This is a genomic window from Kitasatospora misakiensis (genome assembly GCF_042656005.1).
GTDB lineage: Bacteria > Actinomycetota > Actinomycetes > Streptomycetales > Streptomycetaceae > Kitasatospora > Kitasatospora misakiensis.
Window position 1 is genome coordinate 15,826 of record NZ_JBHSOF010000052.1, and the last position, 22,889, is coordinate 38,714.

Annotated in this window: 23 protein-coding genes; 15 read left to right on the top strand and 8 right to left on the bottom strand. The window is 73.1% G+C overall.

Annotation, left to right across the window (positions count from 1 at the left end; all coding sequences use genetic code 11):
- The first annotated feature begins 165 nt into the window (after nt 1–165).
- The 3 genes from ACFP3U_RS29925 to ACFP3U_RS29935 all read left to right on the top strand — a co-directional run bounded on the left by ACFP3U_RS29925 (nt 166) and on the right by ACFP3U_RS29935 (nt 2,501).
- Nucleotides 166–726: a DUF6328 family protein gene (locus ACFP3U_RS29925; RefSeq protein ID WP_380228850.1), complete on the top strand. Its 561-nt coding sequence runs from the start codon at nt 166–168 to the stop codon at nt 724–726.
- 161 nt (nt 727–887) lie between these two features.
- On the top strand, nt 888–1,850 hold the full coding sequence (locus ACFP3U_RS29930) for a quinone oxidoreductase family protein (RefSeq protein WP_380228851.1): 963 nt from the start codon (nt 888–890) through the stop codon (nt 1,848–1,850).
- A gap of 57 nt (nt 1,851–1,907) precedes the next feature.
- On the top strand, nt 1,908–2,501 hold the full coding sequence (locus ACFP3U_RS29935) for a TetR/AcrR family transcriptional regulator (RefSeq protein ID WP_380228852.1): 594 nt from the start codon (nt 1,908–1,910) through the stop codon (nt 2,499–2,501).
- Nucleotides 2,502–2,636: 135 nt separating this feature from the next.
- Here ACFP3U_RS29935 and ACFP3U_RS29940 read toward each other — a convergent pair whose 3' ends face one another.
- On the bottom strand, nt 2,637–2,798 hold the full coding sequence (locus tag ACFP3U_RS29940; protein ID WP_380228853.1) for a hypothetical protein: 162 nt from the start codon (nt 2,796–2,798) through the stop codon (nt 2,637–2,639).
- 345 nt (nt 2,799–3,143) lie between these two features.
- Here ACFP3U_RS29940 and ACFP3U_RS29945 point away from each other — a divergent pair, with 345 nt between their 5' ends.
- Nucleotides 3,144–4,673 carry a glycosyl hydrolase family 18 protein gene (locus ACFP3U_RS29945; RefSeq protein WP_380228854.1) on the top strand — a complete coding sequence of 510 codons (1,530 nt, stop codon included), beginning with the start codon at nt 3,144–3,146 and terminating at the stop codon, nt 4,671–4,673.
- 74 nt (nt 4,674–4,747) lie between these two features.
- On the opposite strand, the gene ACFP3U_RS29950 is transcribed toward ACFP3U_RS29945, so the two are convergent.
- On the bottom strand, nt 4,748–5,929 hold the full coding sequence (locus ACFP3U_RS29950; RefSeq protein ID WP_380228855.1) for an FAD-dependent monooxygenase: 1,182 nt from the start codon (nt 5,927–5,929) through the stop codon (nt 4,748–4,750).
- Nucleotides 5,930–6,075: 146 nt separating this feature from the next.
- On the opposite strand from ACFP3U_RS29950, the gene ACFP3U_RS29955 reads away from it, so the two are divergent.
- A complete protein-coding gene (locus ACFP3U_RS29955) occupies nt 6,076–6,660 on the top strand; it encodes a TetR/AcrR family transcriptional regulator (RefSeq protein ID WP_380228856.1) in 585 nt (194 codons plus the stop codon).
- A gap of 92 nt (nt 6,661–6,752) precedes the next feature.
- On the opposite strand, the gene ACFP3U_RS29960 is transcribed toward ACFP3U_RS29955, so the two are convergent.
- The 3 genes from ACFP3U_RS29960 to ACFP3U_RS29970 all read right to left on the bottom strand — a co-directional run bounded on the left by ACFP3U_RS29960 (nt 6,753) and on the right by ACFP3U_RS29970 (nt 11,561).
- Complete coding sequence (locus ACFP3U_RS29960; protein WP_380228857.1) at nt 6,753–8,426, bottom strand: FAD-binding dehydrogenase; 1,674 nt, start codon at nt 8,424–8,426, stop codon at nt 6,753–6,755.
- Complete coding sequence (locus tag ACFP3U_RS29965) at nt 8,416–8,541, bottom strand: hypothetical protein (RefSeq protein WP_380228858.1); 126 nt, start codon at nt 8,539–8,541, stop codon at nt 8,416–8,418. Before ACFP3U_RS29965 ends, ACFP3U_RS29960 begins: the two co-directional genes overlap by 11 nt.
- Before the next feature lie 197 nt (nt 8,542–8,738).
- Nucleotides 8,739–11,561: a SpoIIE family protein phosphatase gene (locus tag ACFP3U_RS29970; protein WP_380228859.1), complete on the bottom strand. Its 2,823-nt coding sequence runs from the start codon at nt 11,559–11,561 to the stop codon at nt 8,739–8,741.
- 465 nt (nt 11,562–12,026) lie between these two features.
- Here ACFP3U_RS29970 and ACFP3U_RS29975 point away from each other — a divergent pair, with 465 nt between their 5' ends.
- From ACFP3U_RS29975 to ACFP3U_RS29990, 4 genes are all read left to right on the top strand, one after another.
- Nucleotides 12,027–12,644: an HAD family acid phosphatase gene (locus ACFP3U_RS29975; RefSeq protein ID WP_380228860.1), complete on the top strand. Its 618-nt coding sequence runs from the start codon at nt 12,027–12,029 to the stop codon at nt 12,642–12,644.
- 223 nt (nt 12,645–12,867) lie between these two features.
- The gene (locus tag ACFP3U_RS29980; RefSeq protein WP_380228861.1) at nt 12,868–13,428 is read left to right on the top strand and encodes a dihydrofolate reductase family protein; all 561 of its coding nucleotides are present in this window, start codon (nt 12,868–12,870) and stop codon (nt 13,426–13,428) included.
- 228 nt (nt 13,429–13,656) lie between these two features.
- Nucleotides 13,657–14,007 carry a 5-carboxymethyl-2-hydroxymuconate Delta-isomerase gene (locus ACFP3U_RS29985; RefSeq protein WP_380228862.1) on the top strand — a complete coding sequence of 117 codons (351 nt, stop codon included), beginning with the start codon at nt 13,657–13,659 and terminating at the stop codon, nt 14,005–14,007.
- A 152-nt stretch (nt 14,008–14,159) separates the two neighbouring features.
- Nucleotides 14,160–14,792, top strand: a complete 633-nt coding sequence (locus ACFP3U_RS29990) for an AAA family ATPase (RefSeq protein ID WP_380228863.1) — start codon at nt 14,160–14,162, stop codon at nt 14,790–14,792.
- A 58-nt stretch (nt 14,793–14,850) separates the two neighbouring features.
- On the opposite strand, the gene ACFP3U_RS29995 is transcribed toward ACFP3U_RS29990, so the two are convergent.
- The gene (locus ACFP3U_RS29995; RefSeq protein WP_380228864.1) at nt 14,851–15,669 is read right to left on the bottom strand and encodes a DUF4344 domain-containing metallopeptidase; all 819 of its coding nucleotides are present in this window, start codon (nt 15,667–15,669) and stop codon (nt 14,851–14,853) included.
- A gap of 313 nt (nt 15,670–15,982) precedes the next feature.
- On the opposite strand from ACFP3U_RS29995, the gene ACFP3U_RS30000 reads away from it, so the two are divergent.
- Nucleotides 15,983–16,504: a GNAT family N-acetyltransferase gene (locus tag ACFP3U_RS30000; protein ID WP_380228865.1), complete on the top strand. Its 522-nt coding sequence runs from the start codon at nt 15,983–15,985 to the stop codon at nt 16,502–16,504.
- On the opposite strand, the gene ACFP3U_RS30005 is transcribed toward ACFP3U_RS30000, so the two are convergent.
- A complete protein-coding gene (locus tag ACFP3U_RS30005) occupies nt 16,484–16,939 on the bottom strand; it encodes a winged helix-turn-helix transcriptional regulator (protein WP_380228866.1) in 456 nt (151 codons plus the stop codon). The genes ACFP3U_RS30000 and ACFP3U_RS30005 overlap by 21 nt on opposite strands.
- A 136-nt stretch (nt 16,940–17,075) precedes the next feature.
- Here ACFP3U_RS30005 and ACFP3U_RS30010 point away from each other — a divergent pair, with 136 nt between their 5' ends.
- The 5 genes from ACFP3U_RS30010 (at nt 17,076) to ACFP3U_RS30030 (ending at nt 21,850) form a co-directional block, all read left to right on the top strand.
- The gene (locus ACFP3U_RS30010; RefSeq protein WP_380228867.1) at nt 17,076–17,948 is read left to right on the top strand and encodes an aldo/keto reductase family oxidoreductase; all 873 of its coding nucleotides are present in this window, start codon (nt 17,076–17,078) and stop codon (nt 17,946–17,948) included.
- 423 nt (nt 17,949–18,371) lie between these two features.
- The gene (locus tag ACFP3U_RS30015; RefSeq protein WP_380228868.1) at nt 18,372–19,124 is read left to right on the top strand and encodes a hypothetical protein; all 753 of its coding nucleotides are present in this window, start codon (nt 18,372–18,374) and stop codon (nt 19,122–19,124) included.
- A 40-nt stretch (nt 19,125–19,164) separates the two neighbouring features.
- Complete coding sequence (locus ACFP3U_RS30020) at nt 19,165–19,965, top strand: hypothetical protein (RefSeq protein WP_380228869.1); 801 nt, start codon at nt 19,165–19,167, stop codon at nt 19,963–19,965.
- Nucleotides 19,962–20,831, top strand: coding sequence for a hypothetical protein (locus ACFP3U_RS30025; protein ID WP_380228870.1), 870 nt, complete (start codon nt 19,962–19,964; stop codon nt 20,829–20,831). Before ACFP3U_RS30020 ends, ACFP3U_RS30025 begins: the two co-directional genes overlap by 4 nt.
- Nucleotides 20,828–21,850 carry a hypothetical protein gene (locus ACFP3U_RS30030; protein ID WP_380228871.1) on the top strand — a complete coding sequence of 341 codons (1,023 nt, stop codon included), beginning with the start codon at nt 20,828–20,830 and terminating at the stop codon, nt 21,848–21,850. Before ACFP3U_RS30025 ends, ACFP3U_RS30030 begins: the two co-directional genes overlap by 4 nt.
- 43 nt (nt 21,851–21,893) lie before the next feature.
- Here the strand turns inward: ACFP3U_RS30030 and ACFP3U_RS30035 are convergent, their stop codons facing one another.
- Nucleotides 21,894–22,844 carry an SDR family NAD(P)-dependent oxidoreductase gene (locus tag ACFP3U_RS30035; RefSeq protein WP_380228872.1) on the bottom strand — a complete coding sequence of 317 codons (951 nt, stop codon included), beginning with the start codon at nt 22,842–22,844 and terminating at the stop codon, nt 21,894–21,896.
- Between the last annotated feature and the right edge of the window lie 45 nt (nt 22,845–22,889).

Sequence of the window (22,889 nt, forward strand, 5' to 3'; positions counted from 1 at the left end):
AGCGGTGTCCGGCCGCCGCCGGCGGCACCGGACGGCAGTCCCGCGGTGGCACACGCCTGCCCACCGGGCCACGCTGGAAGCCGGTACCCGACGACCAGCCCCGACCATCCGACGTGCTCCCGACGTCCTCGACCGCAGATCCTCGACCACGGCAGGAGCCGGTGCATGCCCCCGCAGCAGGACCGCCCGGCCGCCGGGCGTGACGAAACCCCCGAGGAACGCGCCGACCGGCTGTGGAGCGAGATGCTCCAGGAGGTTCGGGTCTGCCAGACCGGCGCCCAGATCCTCTTCGGATTCCTGCTCAGCGTCGTCTTCACGCCCCGCTACGCCGACCTGCCCGCGTTCGACCAGCACCTCTACGTCTCCGCCGTCTTCGTCGGGGCCCTCGCCACCGGCACCCTCATCGCCCCCGTCGCCTTCCACCGCTTCCTGGCCGGCCACGGCATGAAGCCCGAGCTCATCCGCGTCGCCGGCCGGCTCATCTCCGTCGGCCTGGTCCTGCTGGCCGTCACCATCACCGCCGCCCTGCTCCTCCTGCTCCGCACGGCCACCGACCGTTCGCCCGTCGCCTGGATCCTGACGGGGGCGGCCCTCCTCTGGTTCTGCGCCGGTTGGCTGGCGCTGCCCCGGTACGTGGTGCGACACGGCTCCCCGGGGCGAACGGGGCGAACGGGGCGAACGGGGCGCGGCGCGAACGGACGGCGCACCGGCGGCGAAGGCGGGTGACCCGGCGCGGGCCGCGTGTCCCGGCGTTTGGAGCGTTCCGCCGGGCCGAGGGCCCAACTCGGCCGCCGGGAGCCGATTGTGGACTTGCCGGTCCATTTTCGGATACCTAACGTACTCCACGTCCCCTCACCAACGACCCGCTCAGAGAGAGGCGTTGCCCCATGCGCGCGATCCGTATCGAGGAGCACGGCGGTCCCGAGGTCATGCGCTGGACCGAGCTGCCCGACCCCGTGCCCGGCCCCGGCGAGGCGCTGGTGCGCCTGGGCGTGGCGGGCGTGAACTACATGGACGTCGGCGCCCGCGCCCTGGGCGGAGCCGGCTGGGCGGCCCCGGTGATCCTCGGCGCCGAGGGCATGGGCCGCGTCACCGCCCTCGGCGAAGGCGTCACCGACCTGGCCGTCGGCGACCGGGTGGCCTGGTTCTACCACCCCGGCAGCTACGCCGAGCTGCTCGCCGTCCGGGCGGACTCCCTGGTCAAGGTGCCCGACGAGGTACCGGACGAGATCGCGGGCGGCGTGTTGATGCAGGGCCTCACCGCCAACCACCTGACCACCGAGACCTACCCCGTCGGCCCGGGTGACACGGCCCTCGTCCATGCCGCGGCCGGCGGAGTGGGCCAGCTGCTCACCCAGCTGGTCAAGGCCCGGGGCGGCCGCGTGATCGGCCTGCTCTCCCGGGAGGAGAAGGCCCCCGTCGCGCAGGAGGCCGGAGCTGACCATGTGCTGGTCCACTCCGGCGGCGGCTTCGAGGAGCGGGTCAGGGAACTGACAGGCGGACGGGGCGCCGATGTCGCCTACGACGGCGGCGGTACGGACACCTTCCTCTCGTCCCAGGCGTCGCTGCGCCCGCACGGGGTGCACGCCTATTACGGCCCCTTCATGGGCGTCCCCACGCTGCGCCCCACCGACCTGCCCAACAGCATCCTGCTCACCTACCCGGTCGTGCACCACCACGTCGCCACCCGCGAGGCGCTCCTCCGGCGCGCCGGCGAGGTGTTCGACCTCGTGCGCCACGGCAGGCTCACCCTGCGGATCACCGGCCGCTACCCCCTCGCCGAGGCGGCCCGCGCCCACGCCGACATCGAATCCCGCCGCACCACCGGCAAGCTCGTCCTCCTCCCCTGACCGTGAACCTCCGTCCGCCGGCCCGGAGGCCCGACCCGGCCCGCCCAGGGAGAAGCCATGCCGTTGACCCGCAAAGGCGCCGCGACCAGGCAGCGCATCGTCGAGGGCGCCGCCGAACAGATCCGCGAACAGGGCGTCTTCGCCGTCCGCCTCGAGGACGTCATGGCCCGCACCGGGACCAGCAAGAGCCAGGTCTTCCACTACTTCCCCGACGGGAAGGACGAACTGCTGCTGGCCGTCGCCCGCCGCGAGGCGGACCGGGTGATCGAGGACCAGCAGCCGGAACTCGGCTCGCTCACCACCTGGGCCGCCTGGGAGCGGTGGCGCGACAAGGTCCTCGCCCGCTACCGGGCCCAGGGCAGCGACTGCCCCCTCCACACCGCCCTCGCCCAGATCGGCGGGGCCACCGACGCCACCCGGGCGGTGGCGGCCGAACTGCTCGACCGCTGGCAGCGGCAACTCGCCGACGGCATCCGCCAACTGCAGGCCACCGGCGGGATCGGCCCCGCCCTGGACGCCGACCGGGAGGCCGCGGCCCTGCTCGCCGGCATCCAGGGCGGTGTGCTGATCCTCCTGACCACCGGCTCCGCCGCCCACCTGGAAGCCGCGCTGGACGTGGGCATCGCCCGGCTGCGCGCCTCCGCCCGGTAGGGGCCGCCGGCGCCCCGGTGATCCGTACGGCGGAGTGGACCTCCCTCGCCGGCCACGGTCCCCGCCCGCCACTCACGCCCTGTCCGGAGTCGGTTGCCGTCCGTTGGGCCGTGGACCGCCCCGCCGGGGAGCCGGTCAGCGAACGGGCGGGCCCTTGCGCAGGCGTACGACACCGAGTGCGAGGGCGACGAGGAAGACGGCGATACCGATGACGAGAAGGTAGAGCAGGCCGTGCGCGACCGCGCCGATGATCCCGAGGACGATCGCCACCAGGATCAGGAAGAGTATCCAGGCCATGGCGGGCCTCCTTCGCGTTCGTTCGCCGGTGGGCCGTCGGCGCAGTGCATCCGTATCGAAGCCGAAACGAGTGGACCATCTGGTCCGGGCGTACCCAAAACATCCGGAAAATCACCTGTTCGAGTGAAGATCGAGACTGCCCCTGCCGAACGGCCCGAGCGTCACCGACGATGCATCAGGAACAGGTCGCTCGACGCTCCGACGGTTCGGCGCGGGCAGGGGTCGGCTGGAACCGGCGTCCGGGCGAACCGCTCAGGTCCCGGACGCGCCCCTCCGCCCGCGCCGCTGTCCGCCCGGGCGACCGGCCAGTTATATGTATCGTGCACAGCTGAGGGGATTCACGTCATGAGTGAGCTGGTCAACGCCTCCGACCCGGGCGTCGAGGTCAACGGCAAGGCCTGGGGCAAGGGCGCCGCCGAGAAGACCTACCAGGCCAACGGCTTCGACCCGGCGACGGAGGACACCAAGCTGTCCTACACCCCGCGCCGCGCGGCGAAGACGGTCTTCAACACCTACCAGGGCGGCAACGGCCTGACCCTGTCCGGCTACGTCGCGGCCGACGCCGCCCACGACTCCCGCTACGGCACCTCCGCCGGCGACACCGGCGTCGACCACCACCGGGGCGGGCCGGGCGCGGACATCGCGCGCATCCCCGCCGACGCCTTCGACGAGATCGTCATCGGCGGCGTCGGCATCATCGGCGACGCGGGTGAGCGGAAGGACGCCATCGACCGCGCCGCCCGCGACTTCAAGATAGCCGGCCAGCGCGGCCGGGCCGTGTTCACCGACAGCGTGGGCGACGTCCTCGCCTTCATCGGCTACGGCTTCGACGGCGCTCCCAGCGGCGACGCCGCCGCCAACTTCACCCAGGACAAGGCCCGCGGCCTGCTCGGCGCCGTCGCCGCCCTGGCGAAGAAGAACCCGAAGCTCAAGGTCGGACTCGACGTCGGCGGCTGGGAGATGAGCGAGGCCTTCCACCACATCGCCAAGGAGGCCAAGTCCAGGGAGGCGTTCGTCGACTCCCTCGCCCGGATCTTCCAGGCCTTCCCCATGTTCACCGCCCTCCACCTCGACTGGCAGTTCCCGAACGCCGCGGGCGACCCCGCCAACGCCTACGGCCCCGAGGACCCCGAGAACTTCGCCCAGCTCATCCGCGCGGTCAAGCAGAAGCTCCCGAAGGCCACCGTCGCCATCAGCGCCCCCGCGGACACTCGCAAGATCCAGGACATGAACATCCCGCTGCTCCTCGCCGCCGGCGCGCAGCGCGTCAACCTCCTCGCCTTCGACCTCTTCGGCTCCCCGTGGGCCGAAGGCCTCGGGCACCACGCTCCGCTGCGCCACGACTTCAACGCCTACGAGCCGCGCAGCGCGGACGCCGCGGTGACGTACCTGGTCGACGAGCTGAAGGTCGCGCCGGGTGTCATCCACCTCGCCTACGCCACCCACACCCGCAACGCCCAGCGGGCGAGCGTCAGCGGGATGTCGCCGCTGAGGGGCAGCTACACCCCGCACGACGAGAGCACCACGGTCGGCTCGTTCGAGTCGGGCAGGAGCGAGCAGGCGGACATCCTGCGCAACTACCTCGACCTGGAGAGCGGCAAGGGCCGCAACGGCTTCACCCTGTACACCGACGCCCTCGCCAACGCCGACTTCCTCTACAACCAGGACAGCAGGGTCTTCATCTCCCTCGACACCCCGCGCAGCGTGAAGGCCAAGGCCGAGTACGCCCGCGCGAAGAAGCTCGGAGGCCTGTACGCCTACCGGGCCGACGGCGACACCGGCCTGCTCGCCAACGCCGCCCGCGAGGGCCTCGGCCACACCGTGACCACCACGGTCGTCGACATGAAGCCGCTCTACGGCGCCAGCACGAGCTGACCTGCGCACCGCGCGCCGAGGAACGAGGGCCCGGCCGCAACCAGCGGTTGGGCCCTCGTCCCGTCTCGTGGGTCTCAGGCCGTCGCGTCGAGGGCCGGGGGCTGCCAGTTGTAGGTGGCGGCGGAGCGCCCGAGGAGCGTCCGGGCGGGGAGGAGGCCGGCGAGGGTGAGGGCGGTGGTGCGCAGGAAGGTGGTGGCGGGGGTGTGGAGGGCGACGAGGTCGCCGACGCGGCGGGAGCCGGTGACGATGGCGGTGGTGCGGGGCAGCCGGGCGGCGGTGTAGGCGGGGAGGGTGGCGGCCGGGTCCGTGTCCGGGGTCAGCGGGGAGGCGAGGACGACGGCGTCCTCGATGGCCTGGCAGGCGCCCTGGCCCTGGAAGGGGCACATCGCGTGGGCGGCGTCGCCGAGGAGGGCGACCCGGCCGCGGTGGTAGGCGGGCAGCGGGTCGGCGAGGTCCCAGACGTCGTGGCGCAGGACGCGCTCGGGTTCGGCGAGCGCGAGGAGCTGGGGCACCGGCGCGCACCAGGTGCCGTACCGGCGCAGGAGTTCGGCCTTCTCGTCGCCGTCGGCGGCCCGCTCGCGGGCCGGGGTGAGGGCGGCGCCGTAGACGTAGACCCGGCCGTCGGCGAGCAGGAAGGCGCCGACGAGCCGTCCGCGCCCCCAGATCTCGCCGACGGCCTCCGGCCGGCGGGCGGGGGTCACGATGGTGCGCCAGGTGGTGAAGCCGCTGTAGCGGGGGCCGGGGTGCCGGGGGAAGAGCAGGCCGCGGGTGGCGGACCGGATGCCGTCGGCGGCGACCACCAGGGTGGCGGAGCGCTCACCGTCGGGGGTGCGGACGACGGCCGGTTCGGTGGTGGATCCGGGGGTGACCAGGGCGGCGGGCGAGTCGGTGCGGACGGCGCCGGCGGGGAGGGCGTCGACCAGGGCGGCGATGACCTCGGCGCGGGCGACGGCGGCGATGGTGTCACCGAAGAAGGCCTCGAAGCTCGCCGTGTCGGTGCGGGCGAGCCAGCGGCCGGAGGGGTGGCGCAGGCCGATGGCGGGGTGCGGGGTGGCGAGGCCGCGCAGGCGTTCGCCGACGCCGAGCCGGTCGAGGGAGCGCAGGGCGTTGGGGGCGAGGGCGAGTCCGGCCCCGACGGGTTCGAGCGAGGAGGCGCGCTCGTGGACGGTCACGGGGATGCCCTGCCGGTGGAGCGCGAGCGCGGCAGCCAGCCCGCCGATGCCGCCGCCGATGACGATCGCCTCGTGCGCGTCCATGCGTGAGCTCCTCCCCTGACACTACGGGTGTAGTGGCCGATACCCGGTACCGTACTACACATGTAGTCGATGCGGACTACTGTTGTAGTGAGGGATTCGGACTCGCCCCGAGTCGGGACCCGAAGAGGAAGGCCGTTTCCGGATCCATGACATCGCCGCGCCCGTCCCTGATCGCCGACGCCGCCATCGCCCTGATCGCCGAACGCGGCCTGCGCGGGCTGACCCACCGCGCCGTCGACCAGGAAGCCGGACTGCCCGCCGGCTCGACCTCCAACCTCGCCCGGACCAGGGCCGCGCTGCTCGACCTCGCCCTCAACCGCATCGTCGAACGGGAGACCCGGGACCACCCCGTCCTCACCGGCGCGCCCCCGGCCGACGCCTCACCGCGGGACCTGCTCGTCCAGGCCGGTGCCGGCCTGCTCCACCAGGCGCTCACCACCGGGCGCACGCTCACCCTGGCCCGACTCGAACTCGCCCTGGAGGCCACCCGCCGACCCGAACTGCGCACCGGCTACGACCGGTTGGGCGCCCGCTTCACCGACATCGCCGCAGCCCTGCTGGCGCAGTGCGGCTCCACGGACGCGGTGGCCGACGCCCGGCGGCTGATCCGCTGGTGCGACGGGGTGCTGTTCAACTCGACGGCAGGCAGCGGGCACACCCACTTGCCGACGCTGGAGGAGCTGTACGAGGAAACGGCGCGCTACCTGGCCGCACTCCTCGACCGGGCCTGAGTGGCGGTGGGGCCTGAGCGGATGCGGTCGGTTGCGGCCTCGACTCAGGCCTCGACTCAGGCCTCGGCGTCGACTCAGGCCTCGGCGTCGAGTCAGGCCGTGGCCTCGGCCGCCGCGCGCCCGGCCGCGCGGCCGGAGAAGAGGCAGCCGCCGAGGAAGGTCCCCTCCAGCGCGTTGTAGCCGTGCACGCCGCCGCCGCCGAATCCGGCGACCTCGCCGGCGGCGTAGAGCCCGGGGACCGGAGCGGCGTCGTGGCCGAGGGCCCGCGAGGCGAGGTCGGTCTGGATGCCGCCCAGCGTCTTGCGGGTCAGCACATGGAGCTTCACACCGATCAGCGGGCCCGCGGCCGGGTCGAGCAGGCGGTGCGGGGTGGCGGTGCGCCCGAGGCGGTCGCCCAGGTAGCGGCGGGAGTTGCGGATGCCCTGGATCTGCGCGTCCTTGCTGTACGGATTGGCCAGCTGTCCGTCCCGGGCCTCGATCTGGCGGCGCATCAGGGCCGGGTCGAGCAGCGGCTTGCCGGTCAGCCCGTTCATCTTCGCGACCAGTTCCTCCAGCGTGGCGGCGACCACGAAGTCCTCACCGTGACGCTTGAAGGCCTCGACGGGCGCGGGCGCGCCCTTGCCGAGCAGGCGGTCGCGGAGGAAGGCGCGGCGGTCCTTGGCGGTGATGTCGGGGTTCTGCTCGGAGCCGGAGAGCGCGAACTCCTTCTCGATGATCTTCTGGGTGAGGACGAACCAGGAGTGGTCGTGCTCGGCCAGGTCGGGGGTGGTGCGCAGGTGGCGGAGGGTGCCGAGGGTGTCGTAGCCGGGCAGGTACGGCTGGGGCAGGCGGCGGCCCAGGGCGTCGAACCACATCGAGGAGGGGCCGGGCAGGATCCGGATGCCGTGGCCGGGCCAGACCGGGGCCCAGTTGTGCAGGCCCTCGGTGTAGTGCCACATGCGGTCGCCGTTGACGAGGCGGGCGCCGGCCTCGGCGCTGATGGCGAGCATCCGGCCGTCGACGTACGCGGGCACGCCGGTGACCATGTGCCGGGGCGCGGTGCCGAGCCGGGCGGGCCAGTGCGCGCGGACCAGGTCGTGGTTGGCGCCGAGGCCGCCGGAGGCCACCACCACGGCCTGGGCGGCCAGTTCGAAGTCGCGGACCTCCTCGCGGGTGGAGGCGGCGCCGCGCGGCGCGTCGTCCTCGGCGAGCACCCGGCCGCGTACGCCGGTGACGGTGCCGTCGGTGAGGACGAGCCCGTCGACCCGGTGGCGGTGGTGGAAGGTGAGCAGCCCGCGCGCGGCGGCCCGGTGGGCGGACCGGGCGAACGGTTCGACGACGCCGGTGCCGGTGCCCCAGGTGACGTGGAAGCGGGGGACGGAGTTGCCGTGCCCGTCGGCGCGCAGGTCACCGCGTTCGGCCCAGCCGACGGTGGGCAGGAAGGAGAGGCCGTGGCCGGTGAGCCAGGAGCGCTTCTCGCCGGCGGCGAACTCGACGTAGGCGCGGGCCCAGCGCACCGCCCAGGAGTCCTGGTCGTCCACGCGGTCGAACCGGGCGCTGCCCTGCCAGTCGCTCCAGGCCAGCTCGAAGGAGTCCTTGACGCCCAGCCGGCGCTGCTCCGGGGAGTCGACCAGGAAGAGACCGCCGAACGACCACCAGGCCTGCCCGCCGAGGTTGGCGGCGCTCTCCTGGTCGATCAGCGCCACCTTCCGTCCGCGGGAGGTGAGTTCGTGCGCGGCGGTGAGTCCGGCCAGGCCGGCACCGACGACGATGACGTCAGCGTCCATGGGGGTCCTCGGTGGTGAGCAGGGTGGTGAGCGGCCGGTGGAGCGCGGTGCGGGCGCCGGCGGTGTCGCCGTCGAGGAGCGGTTGGGCGGTGACACCGTCGTGGACGGCGACCACGGCCTGGGCGGCGGTGTCGGGATCGGCCGGCAGCGGCGGCAGTTGCCGGCGCCTGGCCGGTTCGCGGAGCCGCGTCCTCGGTTCGGTACAGCGATTTGATGCAGCGGTTCGATGCAGCGGTTCGAATACAGCGGTGTATCCGATGCGCGAATGTATCAACGCGCGGTGATCCGGTCCAGAGACCAGGCGCGGGTCGGCTACAGCAGCATGGCCTCGAACTGGTGCGCCGGTGCGATCAGCGGCTGTTCGGACCAGATGACCTTGCCTCGGGCCGTGTACCTGGTTCCCCAGCGCTCGGCCATCTGGGCCACCAGGAACAGGCCCCGCCCGCCCTCGTCCGTGGTGGCGGCGTAGCGCAGGTGCGGGGAGGTGCTGCTGCCGTCGGAGACCTCGCAGACCAGGCTGGTGTCGCACAGCAGGCGGACGCGGATCGGCTGGGTGCCGTAGCGGAGGGCGTTGGTGATCAGTTCGCTGAGGATCAGCTCGCTGGTGAAGGTCAGTTCGTCCAGGCCCCACGCGGTCAGTTGGTCGGCGCACTCGGAGCGGATCCGGGAGACGGCGGCGAAGTCGTCGGGCACGTCCCAGACGGCGACCTTGTCGGGCTCGAACAGGCGGGTGCTGGCGACGAGGAGCGCGATGTCGTCGCTCGGGCGCGGCGGGACCAGCGCGTCGAACACCGCTCGGCAGGTCTCCTCGGGGGAGCCGCCGGCTCGGGTGCCGGTCAGGGCGGCGTGCAGTGCGGCGAGCCCGGTGTCCAGGTCGCGGTCGCGGGTCCCGATCAGCCCGTTGGTGTAGAGGACCAGTGAGGTGCCGGGTGCCAGCTGGAGTTCGACGGTTTCGAAGGGCAGGCCGCCCACGCCGAGGGGCGGGCCGGCGGGCAGGTCGACGAGTTCCACGGAGCCGTCGGTGTGGACCAGGGCGGGCGGTGGGTGGCCGGCCCGTGCCATGGTGCAGCGTCCGGAGACCGGGTCGTAGATCGCGTACAGGCAGGTGGCGCCCGTGACAGCCGCCCGCTCGTCCTCGTGGTCGCCTTCTCCGACGGCCGTTCCTCCTCCCGCCGTTCCTCCGGCGGCCCCTCCTCCCACGGCCGCTCCTCCGGTGGCCGCCCCGCTCTGGTCGAGGTGGGCGACCAGGTCGTCGAGGCGGGCGATCAGTTCGTCCGGAGGCAGGTCGAGGGCGGCGAAGTTGAGCACGGCCGTGCGCAGTCGGCCCATGGTGGCGGCGGCGTGCAGGCCGTGGCCGACGACGTCGCCGACGACGAGCGCCACGCGGAAGCCGGGCAGCGGGACGACGTCGAACCAGTCCCCGCCGACTCCGCGCCGCGCCGGAAGGTAGCGGTAGGCGACGTCGAGGGCGCTCTGCCGGGGCAGGCCGCGGGGCAGCAGGCTGCGCTGCAGTGTCTCGGCCATCCGGTGCTCGCGGGTGTAACGGCGGGCGTTGTCGACGGTGATCGCCGCGCGGGCGACCAACTCCTCGGCGAAGGAGACGTCGTCCTCCCCGAACGGCGCGGACGCTCCCGCGCGCCAGAAGTTGACCGCGCCCAGGATCAGGCCGCGCGCCCGCAACGGCGCGGAGATCAGCGAGTGGATCCCGTAGGCGAGCACCTGGTCGGTGCTCGCCGGGTCGCGCGCCCGCCAGGCGTGCGCCTGGTGCAGGTCGGCGGCGAGCGCGGCGTGCCCGCTCTCCAGCGCGGCGCCCTCCGCGGTGGCGGGGATGAAGCTGATCAGCGAGCCGACGGGGTAGAGCGGCCAGTCGTCCCTGATGCCGCTGACGGCGGTCCGGCGGATCTCCGGGCCGCCGGCCGTGCCCGTGCCCGGCGGCGGCTCGTCACCGCGCAGCACCGGGTCGGCCAGCTCGACCGTGGCGAAGTCCGCGAACCGGGGAACCGCCACGTCGGCCAGCTCCTGCGCGGTTCGCACGATGTCCAGGGTGGTGCCGACCCGCAGTCCGGCGTCGTAGAGCAACTGCAGCCGGGCCCGCGCGGCCTCGGCCTGCCCGGCCAGCGCCCGCAGCTCGGTGGTGTCCCGGATGGTCGCGACGCTGCCGGGCTCTCCGCCGAAGGGTGAGGTGGGGCGGTTGTTGACGGCGAGCAGCCGGTCCTTGGCCAGGTGCACCTCGTCGGTCGCGGCCCGCCCGGATGCCAGCAGCTCGGCCAGGCGGGGGCTCAGCCCGAGCTCGGCGACGGGCCGCCCCTCCGCCTCGGGCGGCAGCTCCAGCAACCGCCGGGCCTCGTCGTTCGCCAGCAGCACCCGGGCGTCCGCGCCCATGATCAGTACGCCCTCGCGGACGGCGTGCAGCACCGCGTCGTGGTGCTCGTACATCCGCGTCATCTCGGACGGGCCCAGGCCGTGCGTCTGGCGGCGCAACCGCCGCCGCCCCAGCACCGCACCGGCCGTGCCCGCGGCGAGCGCGGCCGCCGCGCCGGCGAGCAGGACCGGCAGCTGCCGGCCCACCTCGCCGCCCGTGTGCGCGACGGTGTAGCCCACCGACACCAGCCCGGCGACCGAACCGTCCGGCCTGGTGGCCGGCGCGGTGGTGTCCACGACCCGTCCGACGGGGGTGCCGAAGATGCTGGTGAACGGCCCCTTGAACGCCTCCTCGTACGCGCCCGCGACGTGCGACCCGATCTCCTCCGGGTCGGGCGCCGTGTGGGCGATGCCCTCGCGGCTGAAGATCACGACGTAGTCGAAGCCGCCGCTCTTCCGGACGTCCTCGGCCAGCGGCTGCAGCATCGCCGGCGGGTCGGCGCCGTCGAGCGCGGTCACCACCATCGGGACCTGCGCCAGGGTGACCGCCGCGGCACGCGTACGCTGCTCGGCCCCGTTCGTGCTGTTGGTGCGGGCCTGGAGGATGAGCGCCGTCAGCGCGGCGCCGATCAGCAGCACCACGACGATCAGCATCCACAGGAACACCTGCCCGGCGAGGCTGCGCACCCGCAGCCGGGAGGGCAGCCGCCGCCATGGCGACCGCCGCTTCGCCGCTTCGGCCGTGTCCTCGTCGCCAAGGGCCCGGCCGGCCATTCGCTGCACTGACTGGCCTCTCGCCGCGTCCGGGCTGTCCCCGCACATCCGAGACTCACTCCCACGCTGCCACTCGGCCCGCCGACGCGCACGTCCGAGCAGATGCGTGTCGCCGTTGTGCGGGGCCCGGAGGTCGTTCCTCGTCGACCAGGGCGAGAGCGGCCCGCATGATTCCGTCTCGGGTCGGCAGCGGCCGTGACGGCCTGCCCATCTGTTGGTCCTCTCGTCGCCTGGTTGTTACCCCCGGGTAGCGGTCCTTGTCGTGGACTCGTGTACGTTCGCGTCCGGGCGGGCCAGGGCCGCGAAGGGCAACTCGCCTTCGTACGTGTCTGCGGTGGACCTTGCTGCGCCGCGCCATGGCATGCCCTTGACATCTTGTCGCGATCCGACGAGCCCGATCCCGAGTGCCACGCCGACCGCCAGACCGACCATCCGTCCATCACCGTGAAAGCCGAGTTCCCAGACATGAGCATCAAGGCAAAGCTCGCCGCCACCGCGACCCTGACGGCCGCGATCACCGCCGGTCTCGCCACCCCCGCCGTCGCCGCTCCCGCTCCCGCCGCCCCGGCTCCCGTGGCCGCCGCGGCCGGCAGTACGGTGACCGAGCAGCAGTGGCTGGCCGACGTCACCGCCGCGATCGCGCCCGCCCGCGTCTACGTCGAGCAGCGCACGGCCGAGTCGACGGACGAGCGGCCCGCGATCGTCTTCGACATCGACAACACCACCCTCGCGACGCACTTCCACCCGTTCACGATGCCGGGCATCCCGCCGGTGGTGGAGCTGGCGCAGTACGCCCACGCGCGCGGGGTCGCGGTCATCTTCGTCACCGCGCGCGTGGACTTCATCGAGCCGGTCACCCGGTACAGCCTGGAGAAGGCGGGCTACACCGTGGACGAGCTGCACGGGCGCGGCCTGGGCGATCTCTTCAAGTCGGTGCAGCAGTACAAGACGGCCGAGCGGGCGGAGGTCGAGAGCGAGGGCTACACGATCATCGCCAGCGTCGGCAACAACTGGACGGACCTGAACGGCGGCCACGCCGAGCGCACCTTCAAGCTGCCGGACTACAACGGCCTGCTCTCCTGACCCACCCCCGCCGGGACGCACTCGCGCCGCCCGGGGACCGGCCGACCGGCCGGTCCCCGGGCGGTTTTGCCGTCCATGACGGGCCCGTCGGTTCCGTTCCCGAGCGAGGACGCGGAAGCTCCGGGAGATTTCTTCGCCGGGAGCGATGAGTCCGTGCCCCGTTCCCGGTCTGACTACGTGAAAGCAACCACCACCCCGAACCCCCGAATGAAGGAGTTGCCCCATGCGCAAGCTCACCGCAGGACTGTTCATCGCCGCCGACGGCGTCGTGGAGAGCCCGGAGCAGTGGCATTTCCCGTATTTCGACGAGGAGATGGGCGCGGCGGTCGGCGCCCGGTTCGCCGAGGCGGACACGGTGCTGCTGGGCCGGGTCACCTACGACAGCTTCGCCGATGCGTGGCCGGGTCGTGAGGGCGCGCGCGGCGAGGAGGGCGAGATGGCGAAGGCGCTCGGCGAGGCCCGCAAGATCGTCGTCTCCCGGTCGGAGCTGGAGTTCACCTGGCGCAACTCCGAGCAGCTGAAGGGCGACCTGATCGAGGCCGTCACCGCACTGAAGCAAGAGAACGGCGGCCCGATCGGGATGTCGGGATCGATCTCGGTGGTGCGCGCGCTGTTGGCCGCCGGCCTGATCGACGAGCTGTACCTGCTCGTCCACCCGATCGCGGTCGGCCGCGGCGCCCGGCTGTTCGAGGAGGGCGTCGACCCGATCCCGCTGAAGCTCCTGAGCAGCGAGGCCTTCGCCAGCGGTGTCCTGCACACCGTCTACGGCCCGGCCGGCGCGTAACGAGCCGCTCGGCCGTCGGTCCCGCCGACGCGGCGGGACCGACGGCCGCCTCCTGCGCCGCTTCGTCGACGAGGGGCCCTTCACCCCCGACCAGGACTGACACCGGTGCGCCCGGGGCCATGTCGGATCCGCTGGTCGGGGGCGCCCGTGGGCCCGCCGGGCGGGCGCGGTAGCGTCGCGGGAGCCGCCTGCCGGGTTTCGGCGGGCCCTGTCCCCGGGGAGGTTCCCGTGCCGCAGATCCTGATCGACCACTCGGCCGATCTCGACTTCGACCGCGTCGGCTTCGTCGACGACGTGCAGCGGGTGATCACCGAGGTGATCGACACCGCCGTGGAGGACTGCAAGACCGTGTTCCGCCCGGCCGTGCACGCCGCGGTGGGCTACGGGACCACCGGGCAGGCGGTGATGCTGGTGGAGATCAAGATCCTGGCCGGCCGCAGCGTCGAGCAGCGCGCCGAACTGAGCGCCCGGGTCCTCGCCCTGCTGGAGTCGCACCTCACCGTGCCCACCGCGATCGGCGTCGAGATCACCGAACTGGAGCGGGCCACCTACCGCTTCGTCCACCACCCCGGCAAGTAGGGCACACCCCGGCGGGACCGTCCGACATCCGGGTCATGAAGGAGGCACTGGAGCGGCAGACCGCGCGCTGACGCCGGCCCGGCGCCGGGCTACCAGGGCAGGGGCTTCCCGTCGCGGAAGAAGCCGCCGGTGGGCCGGAGTAGGGTCGGTGCATGCTCCTGTGGATCAACGGGCCGTTCGGCGGTGGCAAGACCCAGACCGCGCACGAGATCCGGCGGCGCCTTCCCGGCAGCGTCGTCTGCGATCCCGAACATGTCGGGTTCGGGCTGCACCGCATGATGCCGCCCCCGCTGCGAGGGGACTTCCAGGACCTTCCGGCCTGGCGGCAGGGCGTCTACGAGGTGCTGGACCGTGCTCTCACCGAGTACGAGGGCACGGTGATCGTGCCGATGACGGTCGTGGAACCGCCGTACTTCCATGAGACCGTCGGCCGGCTGCGCGAACGCGGCCACGACGTCCGGCACTTCGCGCTGCTGGCCGCCCGGGACACGGTGCTGCGGCGGCTGCGTGAACGCGGCTTCGGGCACGCCGCGCGGTTCCTCGCCGGAAAGGACGCGCCGCTGCGCCGGGAGAGTTTCGCGCTGTCGAAGCTCGACCTCTGCCTGGAGCGCCTGAGCGGGGCGGAGTTCGCCCAGCACCTGTGGACCGACGAGCTGACGGTCCCGCAGGTGGCCGACCGCATCGCCGGCTCCTGCGGACTGACCCTCACCCCGAACACCGACAGTGCGTTGCGCGGGGGCCTCCGTCGGGCCTGGACGGGCGCGACGCACATCCGGTTCGACTGAGCCGGAACGCCAAAGGCCTGAGGACTGAGGCCGGGCCGGGGACCGGGAGCGGTCCCGTTCACGACCTGACGTACGGTTCGAGGTACGGGCCCCAGGCCTTCTCGATCTGCTGGTACTCGCCCGGGCAGCGGTTGGCCCGATCGGGCGGCAGGATGCCGTTCGGGTTCCCCTCGGCCAGTTGGAGGGTCGCGTAGCGGGCGGTGTCCGAGCCGTAGAGCCAGCAGGCCCAGTTGTAGTAGCGCTGGGCGTGGAGGGAGTGCTCGTCCGCGTAGGCCTCGATCGGCCGCTGACCCTGCTCCTCCGCGTCGGCGAGGACGCCGTAGGAGTAGATGGTGCTGACCGAGTAGGCGACGTGCTGCTCGTCACCGGAGTTGAGGAGCAGGGCCGCGAACTGGTCCGCGGCGTCCTCCTCCTGTCCGATGACCGGGATGTCGTACAGGCTCACCAACGCGTGACCGAGCTCGTGGAGGATGAAGGAGTTGGTCACCCCGATGAGGTCCTTGTCGAGCTCCTCGGAACGCTCCTGCTCGGTGTCCCCGGGCTCGTGCTCGGCCAGCAGCGGCTTGATCGCGGTGAAGAGCTCGTAGCAGAACGTGATGTCCTGGGACGCGGGCAGCCAGAACGCGTTGGGCTCCCCGCAGCTGGTGGCGTGCAGCGGCACGTCCTGGGGCAGCTTGACGCGCTCGGCGGCGTAGTCGGCGATGCCCTCCAGGACGTGGTTCTGCGACAGGAAGGCCTTGACCTGCTGGTCCTCGGGCGTCCGGGCGGCCTCGTAGGTGGGCACCAGCACACCGTCCGCGGGCGACGGCTCGTCGGCCGCACCGGTGGCCGCGACCGGTCCGGCGGCCGCGAGCAGGCCCAGTAACGCGGCCGACACCGCCGACGCCCACCGCAGGCGGGCTCTGCATCTCCAGCTCACGACGATCACCTCGTCGGCTCGGCGCCACGCTCTCCTTCCAGCATGCGCCCACCGGCTCCCTCCTCGCGCGGCAGCGGGGACGCGGAGTGCGGGTAGACGGGCGTCGGGTCGGTCACCGGGATGCGGCGCAGGCCGCGGCGGCCCTTGAGGGCTGGCGGGATCTTGGCGGGCCGGGGCGCTCACGCCACTCGTGGGGCGGGCCCGGGGGATCGGAGGATGGGCTCACCCGACCCCGTCCCGTCCCGTCAAGCAGAAACACGAGGTACCCACCATGCCCGCCACCACGCCCGCCACCACGCCCGCCACCCACTCCGCCGGCCCGAAGGACACCGTCCGGCCGGGCGCCGCGATCCGTCCGGCCACCGCGGCCGACCTGCCGGCGCTGGCCGAACTGTGCGCCGCCCACGCCGACTTCGAGCGCGCCGGGCCCGTACCCGCCGATCTCGCCGCGCGCCTGGAGCCGGTCCTGTTCTCGGCCCGTCCGAGGGCGTGGTGCCTCGTGGTCGACCGGGGAGGCGAACTGATCGGCTACGCCACCTTCTCGCGGGAGTTCTCCACCTGGCAGGCGGCCGACTACCTCCACCTGGACTGCCTGTTCGTCACCGAAGCTCACCGGGGAGCGGGCTGGGGGCGCGTCCTGCTCGACGCCGTGCAGGACGCGGCGGCAGCCCTCGGCGTCGCGGAACTGCAGTGGCAGACGCCCGACTGGAACACCGACGCCATCCGCTTCTACCAGCGCGCGGGTGCCCGGGCCCGGCCCAAGGTCCGGTTCTCACTCCCCGCCGCCCGATGAGTGGACGGTGTCATAGGTCTCGCGGTTGGCGAGCACGTCGTCCATGTGCGTCTCGGCCCAGGTCTTGAGGCCGCGCATCATCTCGTGCAGGGACAGGCCGAGGTCGGTCAGCTCGTAGGTGACCGAGACGGGGACGGTCGGCGTCACGGTGCGGGTGACCAAACCGTCGCGCTCCAGGGAGCGCAGCGTCTGGGTGAGCATCTTCTGGCTGACGCCGGCCAGCAGGCGCAGCAGTTCCGAGTAGCGCATCGCCCGGGGCTCGCCGGCGCAGTCGGTGCCCGGCCGGTGCGGGCTGTCGCTGCCGAGCGCGGCGAGGATCAGGGTGACCCATTTGTCGGAGAGCCGGTCGAGCAGCTTGCGGCTGGGACAGACCGCGAGGAAGGCGTCGTACGCCAGTTTGGCCTGTGCCCGCTGCTGGGCCGTCGTCGTTGCCATGGACCGCTCCTCTCACCCACGGGTGCCTTACGCACTCCGAAGTGCCTTCTTCCTGCCAGGAAGTTACCCACCAAAGATGGTGCAAGGCGCCGTTGGGCACCACCTCCTGACTCAAGCTCAACCCGAAAGGCACACCATGAGTACCCCTGCCGCCACGCCTCCCGGCGGTACCTGGACCCTGGGCGACCTGACCGTCACCCGCTTCGGCTACGGCGCCATGCAGCTCGCCGGCCCCTGGGTCATGGGCCCGCCGGCCGATCGCGACGGCGCACTCGCCGTCCTCCGCGAGGTCGTCGCCCTCGGGATCACCCACATCGACACCGCCGACGCCTACGGGCCGCACCTCACCAACCAGCTGATCCGCGAGGCGTTGCACCCGTACGGCGACTCGCTGCACATCGTGACCAAGGTCGGCGCGACCCGGGACGAGGCGGGCGGCTGGCCCCCGGCGCGCAGGCCGGAAGAGCTGCGTCGCGCCGTCCGGGAGAACCTGGAGAACCTCGGCCTCGACACGCTGGACGTGGTCAACCTCCGGCTCGGCGACGCCCAGGGCCCCGTGCCCGGTTCGCTCGCGGAGGCGTTCGAGGCGCTGGTCGAACTCCAGCGGCAGGGCCTGATCCGGCACCTCGGTCTGAGCAACGCGACGGCGGAACAGGTCGCCGAGGCGCGGGCGATCGCGCCCATCGTCTGTGTGCAGAACATGTACAACCTCGCCCACCGCCACGACGACGAGCTGCTCGACGAGCTCGCCGAGCAGGGCATCGCCTATGTGCCCTTCTTCCCCCTCGGCGGCTTCAGCCCACTGCAGTCCGAGGCGCTCACGGCCGTGGCCGCTCGGCTGGAGGCGACGCCGATGTCGGTCGCGCTGGCCTGGTTGCTGCAGCGGTCGCCGAACGTCCTGCTGATTCCCGGCACCTCGTCCGTGGCGCACCTGCGCGAGAACGTCGCGGGCGCGGGACTCTCGCTCTCCGAGGAGGATCTCGCCGAGCTCGACAAGATCGGCCGCTGAGCCTCCGCCACCACGGCGAGGGGAGGGCGCCGGGGCGTCAGGGGTGGCCGACCGATTTCGGTTCGATCACGGCGTGTCCCTTTGGTCGGCCATTGGGCGGGACTGTGGTGATTGATCTTGTTGGCACCGGAGGTCGGTCGCTCACATAATTCCTGCCAGACGCGCGACGAGCGGCCGCACGAGCCGCCGAAGGCGCCCCGTGAACGGGCCCGTGCGCGAAATTCCTGAACCTCCCCGGGGAGTCCCTTGTCCGCGCCCGACCACGTGCCGTCCGCTGCCGAACCGCGGCAGGAGGCGGCACACGACCGCTCCGCCGCACCTCCGGCGGTGGCCGAACGAGCCGTGCCAGTCGTACCGGCTGAGCCAGCCGTACCAGCCGAGCCGGCCACGGAGGGCGGGCGGAAGCTGCCGCGTACCCTCGGTGTGGCCCTGGCCACCGTGGGTCTGCTGGCGGTGACCGCGACCAGCGCCGTCGTCACGGTGGCCGTCGGGAAGCCGGACGGCGGACCGGTCGTCACCACCGCCGGAGCGGCCGGAGGGACGGCGGGTGCGCACCCCGCCGCGAGCGGCACCCCGAGTCCGGCCGCGTCGGCCTCGACCCCCGCCCCGCCCGCCGCCTCCGCCCCGGCGGCCGGCGCGTCACCCGCGCCCGCCCCGACGAGCACCGTCAAGGGCACCGTCAGCGGCGGCCGGCACGACGGTGACCTGCGGTACTTCCTGCTCCCGATCCCGGCGGGCGGCGAGTCCTACGGACCGGTCGACGGTATGCCGATGACGAACGAGGACTTGGCCGACCTGTACATCGAGGGGGCGGAGATCATGAGCGTCCTCCGCTCGTACGCCTACAAGGACGCCGCCACCCGCACCTACCGCACGGCCGACGGCAAGGCCGAGGTCACCGTCACCCTGCTGCGCTTCGGTTCGGCCGGGCAGGCGAGCGAGTTCGCCAAGGGCCACACGATGACCCTCGACCCGATCGAGATCACCGGCGACCCGGCCGCCCACGGCTACGTCCGCAAGCCCAAGCAGCAGGCGTACACCGGCTCGATGAGCGGCATCTCCAGCCAGGGGGACGTGCAGTACACGGTCGACGTCGAGGTGAAGGGCAACCCGGACAAGGCGCTGCTGAGCGAGTTGATGAAGCGCCAGCGCGACTGGCTGGCCTCCGGGCGCTGAGTCCCCGCCGTCCCCACCTCTTCCTCTCTGGAGCCACCGCGTGACCACCGAACCCGTGGCGCCGTCGCCCACCGACGCGCTCACCGAGGCGCCTGCCGAGGCGCCCGCCCCCGCCGAACCTCCCGCCCCTCTCGAACCTCCCGTCACTCCGGCCCCCGCCCGCAGGCCGCGCCGCCCACGGCCGGTCCTGCTGCTGGTCTCCGGGCTGCTGCTGGGAACGGCGGCCGGCGTCGGCGTCGGCTATGCCATCCAGGCGGGCCGGCCCCCGACGCCGCTGCCGCCGGTGCAGGTGGCGCTGCCCGCCTACCCGGCCGAGGTGCTGGACCCGAAGGCCGCCGCCGCGGCCGCCCCGTCGCCGCTGGCCATCGACGGGGACCTGCGGAAGCTGCTGATCACCGCGCCGAGCGGCAGCACCGGGTGGGGCGACTACCCGGAAGTACCGAGCTGGATCACGGCGGGTGAGCGCGCCGAGCACAGCGCCAACGTCGCCAGCACCTTCCAGGACCTCAGCGAGCGCGGTTTCCGGCGGGCGGTGGAGGTCAACTGGATGCAGCACGGCCTGAAGGTCCGGGTCTCGCTGATCCAGTACACGAGCGACTTCGCGGCCCTCGCGGGTTCGGGCCAGACCAATGTGAAGCCGTTCGCCGCGGAGGCCAACGGGGGCTACCGGATCGATAGCCGGCCCTTCTACTGGGCCGAGACCACCGAGAAGTTCTACCTGGGGAGTGCCGTCGCGCAGCGCGGCACCGTCCGGATGGAAGTCGAGGTCTTCGGAACGGAGCCGGTGGACGCCGAAGTCGTGAAGGGCCTCGCCAAGCAGCAGTGGGAGCGACTGGCATGACCGACAGCACCGTGACCGAGCAGGCGGTTCCCGAGCAGGCGGTTCCCGAGCCGCGCGCCGAGGAAGTCGCCGCCGCACCGACGCCGACACCTGCGGCCGCAGCCTCCTCGGCCGCCCCGTCCGAGGCTGCCCGCCGGCTCGCCCTGCGCGCCGGGGGAGCGATCGTGGCGGCCGCGCTGGTCGGCGTGGCCATCGGCGTCGGGATCATCCAGGTGCGGTACGACGACCCCGCACCCGCTGTCGCCGCCGCCGCTCCGTCGGCCGCGCCCGCCCCGACGCCGACCGCGACCCCGTTCGGCGCGAAGTCGAACGGCAGCCACTTCGGCTCGCTGCGCGACCTGTTGCTGCCCGCCACCGGGGGGTACGGGCTCGGGCCGGACGACGGCGGCTACGGCAACGACACCGAGCTGACGGGTGAACAGCTCACCGCCGAGCTCGACGACGACCTCCTGCCGGTCCCCAAGGCGCAGCAGGACAAGCTCCGCCAGTACTGGCAGGGCCTGCACGTCAGGGCCACCGGTGTGCGCACCTACAAGCACCGGCTGAACAACCTCGTCATCGGGGTCCGACTGCACCAGTTCAACCAGCAGGAGGTGCAGAGGATGAACGAGTACACCGCCGTGTTCACGGGCGATTCCGGACTCTTCCGCGTCGGCCCGGCCGTTCCGGGGCACCCCGAGGCGCACTGCTACCTGATGCCCGCGCGGCCGTCCGCACCGATCGACCGCATGGAGTGCTCGGCCGCCGCGGGCGACCTCCTCGTGGTACTGAGCGCCGAGGGCCCGGCACCGCTGCCCAAGGACACGATCGTCACCTTCCTCACCCAGCAGCTCGACCGTCTCGCCAGCCCGGGAGCCTCCGTATGACCGACAGCGACACCCCTGCCGGGCCCCAGACGCCGCCGACCGACGCGCCGCCGACCGACGCGTCGGTGCCGGACACGCCTGCGGCGCCCGCGGCCGAGGCGTCCGCCACCGAAGTGCCCACCGCCGAGGCGTCCACCACGGAGGCACCCCCGGCCGAGGCGCCGAACGACGAGGAACGCGCCGCCCGCCGCACCCGGCGCCGCAAGGCCGCGGTGCGGTGGAGCGCCGCCGCCGTGGTGTGCGCGCTGGCCGGTACGGGGAGCGCGCTCGCCGTCACCGCGCCCGAGCGCACCGACATCCCGGGCCTGGCCACCAAGAGCGACGGGCGCTACGTGTTCCCCGCCCTGGTCCTGCCGCCGCTGCCGTCGGGCACGGCGGTGCCGAGGGAGAACAAGAGCCGGCACGCCGCCGACCTGCGGCGCCTGCTCCTGCCCGCCCCTCGGGAGGCGGGCGGCTCGCTCGCCCCGGCAGGTCTGCCGACGTCGGCCCCGACCGGCAGCGCGACTGGCAGTCCGACCGCGAGCGCGAGCCCGACGACCTCGGCCACCTCGACGACCCCGGCCCCCGGAGCCACCGCCGACTGGGCCGACTGCAAGACGCTCACCGCCGATCAGAAGGACCCGGCCAAGCTGCGCACCCTCCTGGTGCAGTACGCCTGCCGGGCCGCCACCGTCCGGGAGTGGACCGCCTCCGACGGCACCCGTACACAGATCCGCCTGCTCGCCTTCGGCTCCTCCAATGAGGCGTGGCCCGTGTTCCTGGGATTCCGTGACAACGGCGACCCGAAGGACATCGACGGCCTCAGGAACGTCACGCCCTCGAACTGGGACATGCTCTACGGCGTCGACTTCGTGGTCCGCCAGACCCCGGCCACCGGCCCCGGTACCGAGCCGGCCGCCCGGGTGGCCTACCTCTCCGCGGGCGACATCGTGGGTGTGATCACCATGACCAACCCGAAGGGCGTCCCCGCCGCCGCGTTCCAACAGGTGGTCACCCTGCAGTCCGACCTGCTGACCTGAGCCCCGGCCGCCCCGCCCCCGTCCGGCGGTCGCGGCAGCGCGCCTACCGGAAGGCGAAGTGCGGCTCGGCGCCGACCAGTTCACCGCTGGCGGCCCAGAGGCGGGCGGCGACGGCCGGGTCGGTCATGTGCGAGGGGACGGGTTCACGCCGCGGCGTGCCGCGCAGACCGAAGACCCGCGGCCCCCACAACTCACCTCCCCGCACCTCCGGGTCGAGGACGGCACGGACGATCGGCCACGCCCCGGCGTCCTTGCCCTGCACCAGGAGCCCGGCGGGCAGGCCGCGCAGCCGCTCGCCGGGCGAGGTCGTGTGCACCGGCGGTCGGGACGGGGTGAGGGAGTCCAGGGCGCCGCCGGGATGGGCGACCACGCTGAGCACCGTGCTGCCAGCGGCGCGCAGGCGGCGATCGAGTTCGAAGCCGAAGGACATCTGCGCCAGCTTCGACCGGCCGTAGGTGCGCTTGGGCCGGAAGTCCCGGGTCGACTGCAGGTCGTCCAGGTCCAGCCGTTCTGACCGCGCCGCGAAGCTTCCCACCGTCACGACGCGGCCCGCCGGCGCCGCGGACAGCAGGGGGGCCAGCCACCGGGTGAGCGCGAAGTGGCCGAGGTGGTTGGTGCCGAACATCAGCTCATGGCCGTCCTCGGTCTCCCGACGCGGCGGGTCGTCGAGCGCGATCCCCGCGTTGTGGACCACGGCGTCGAGACGGTCGACGTCCAGCCGCTCCACGGCGGCCTTCAGGGACGCCAGGTCGGCGATGTCCAACTGGAGGTGCCGTACGTGCGCGCCGGCGACGTGCGAGCGGATCGAGGCCATGGCGGCGTCGGCCTTCGCGGCGTCCCGGCTGCCGAGGACGACGACGGCGCCGCTGGCGGCGAGTTGCTCCGCGACGAAGTAGCCGATCCCGGCATTGCCCCCGGTGACCAGGAAGGTCCTGCCCTCGGCGGGCGGCACCCGGTGGACGTCCCAGGGCCGGTTCGGGGATGCGGAAGACACGATGACAGGCTCCTTGCGCTCGGGGGCAGGTGAGCGGGCCGGATG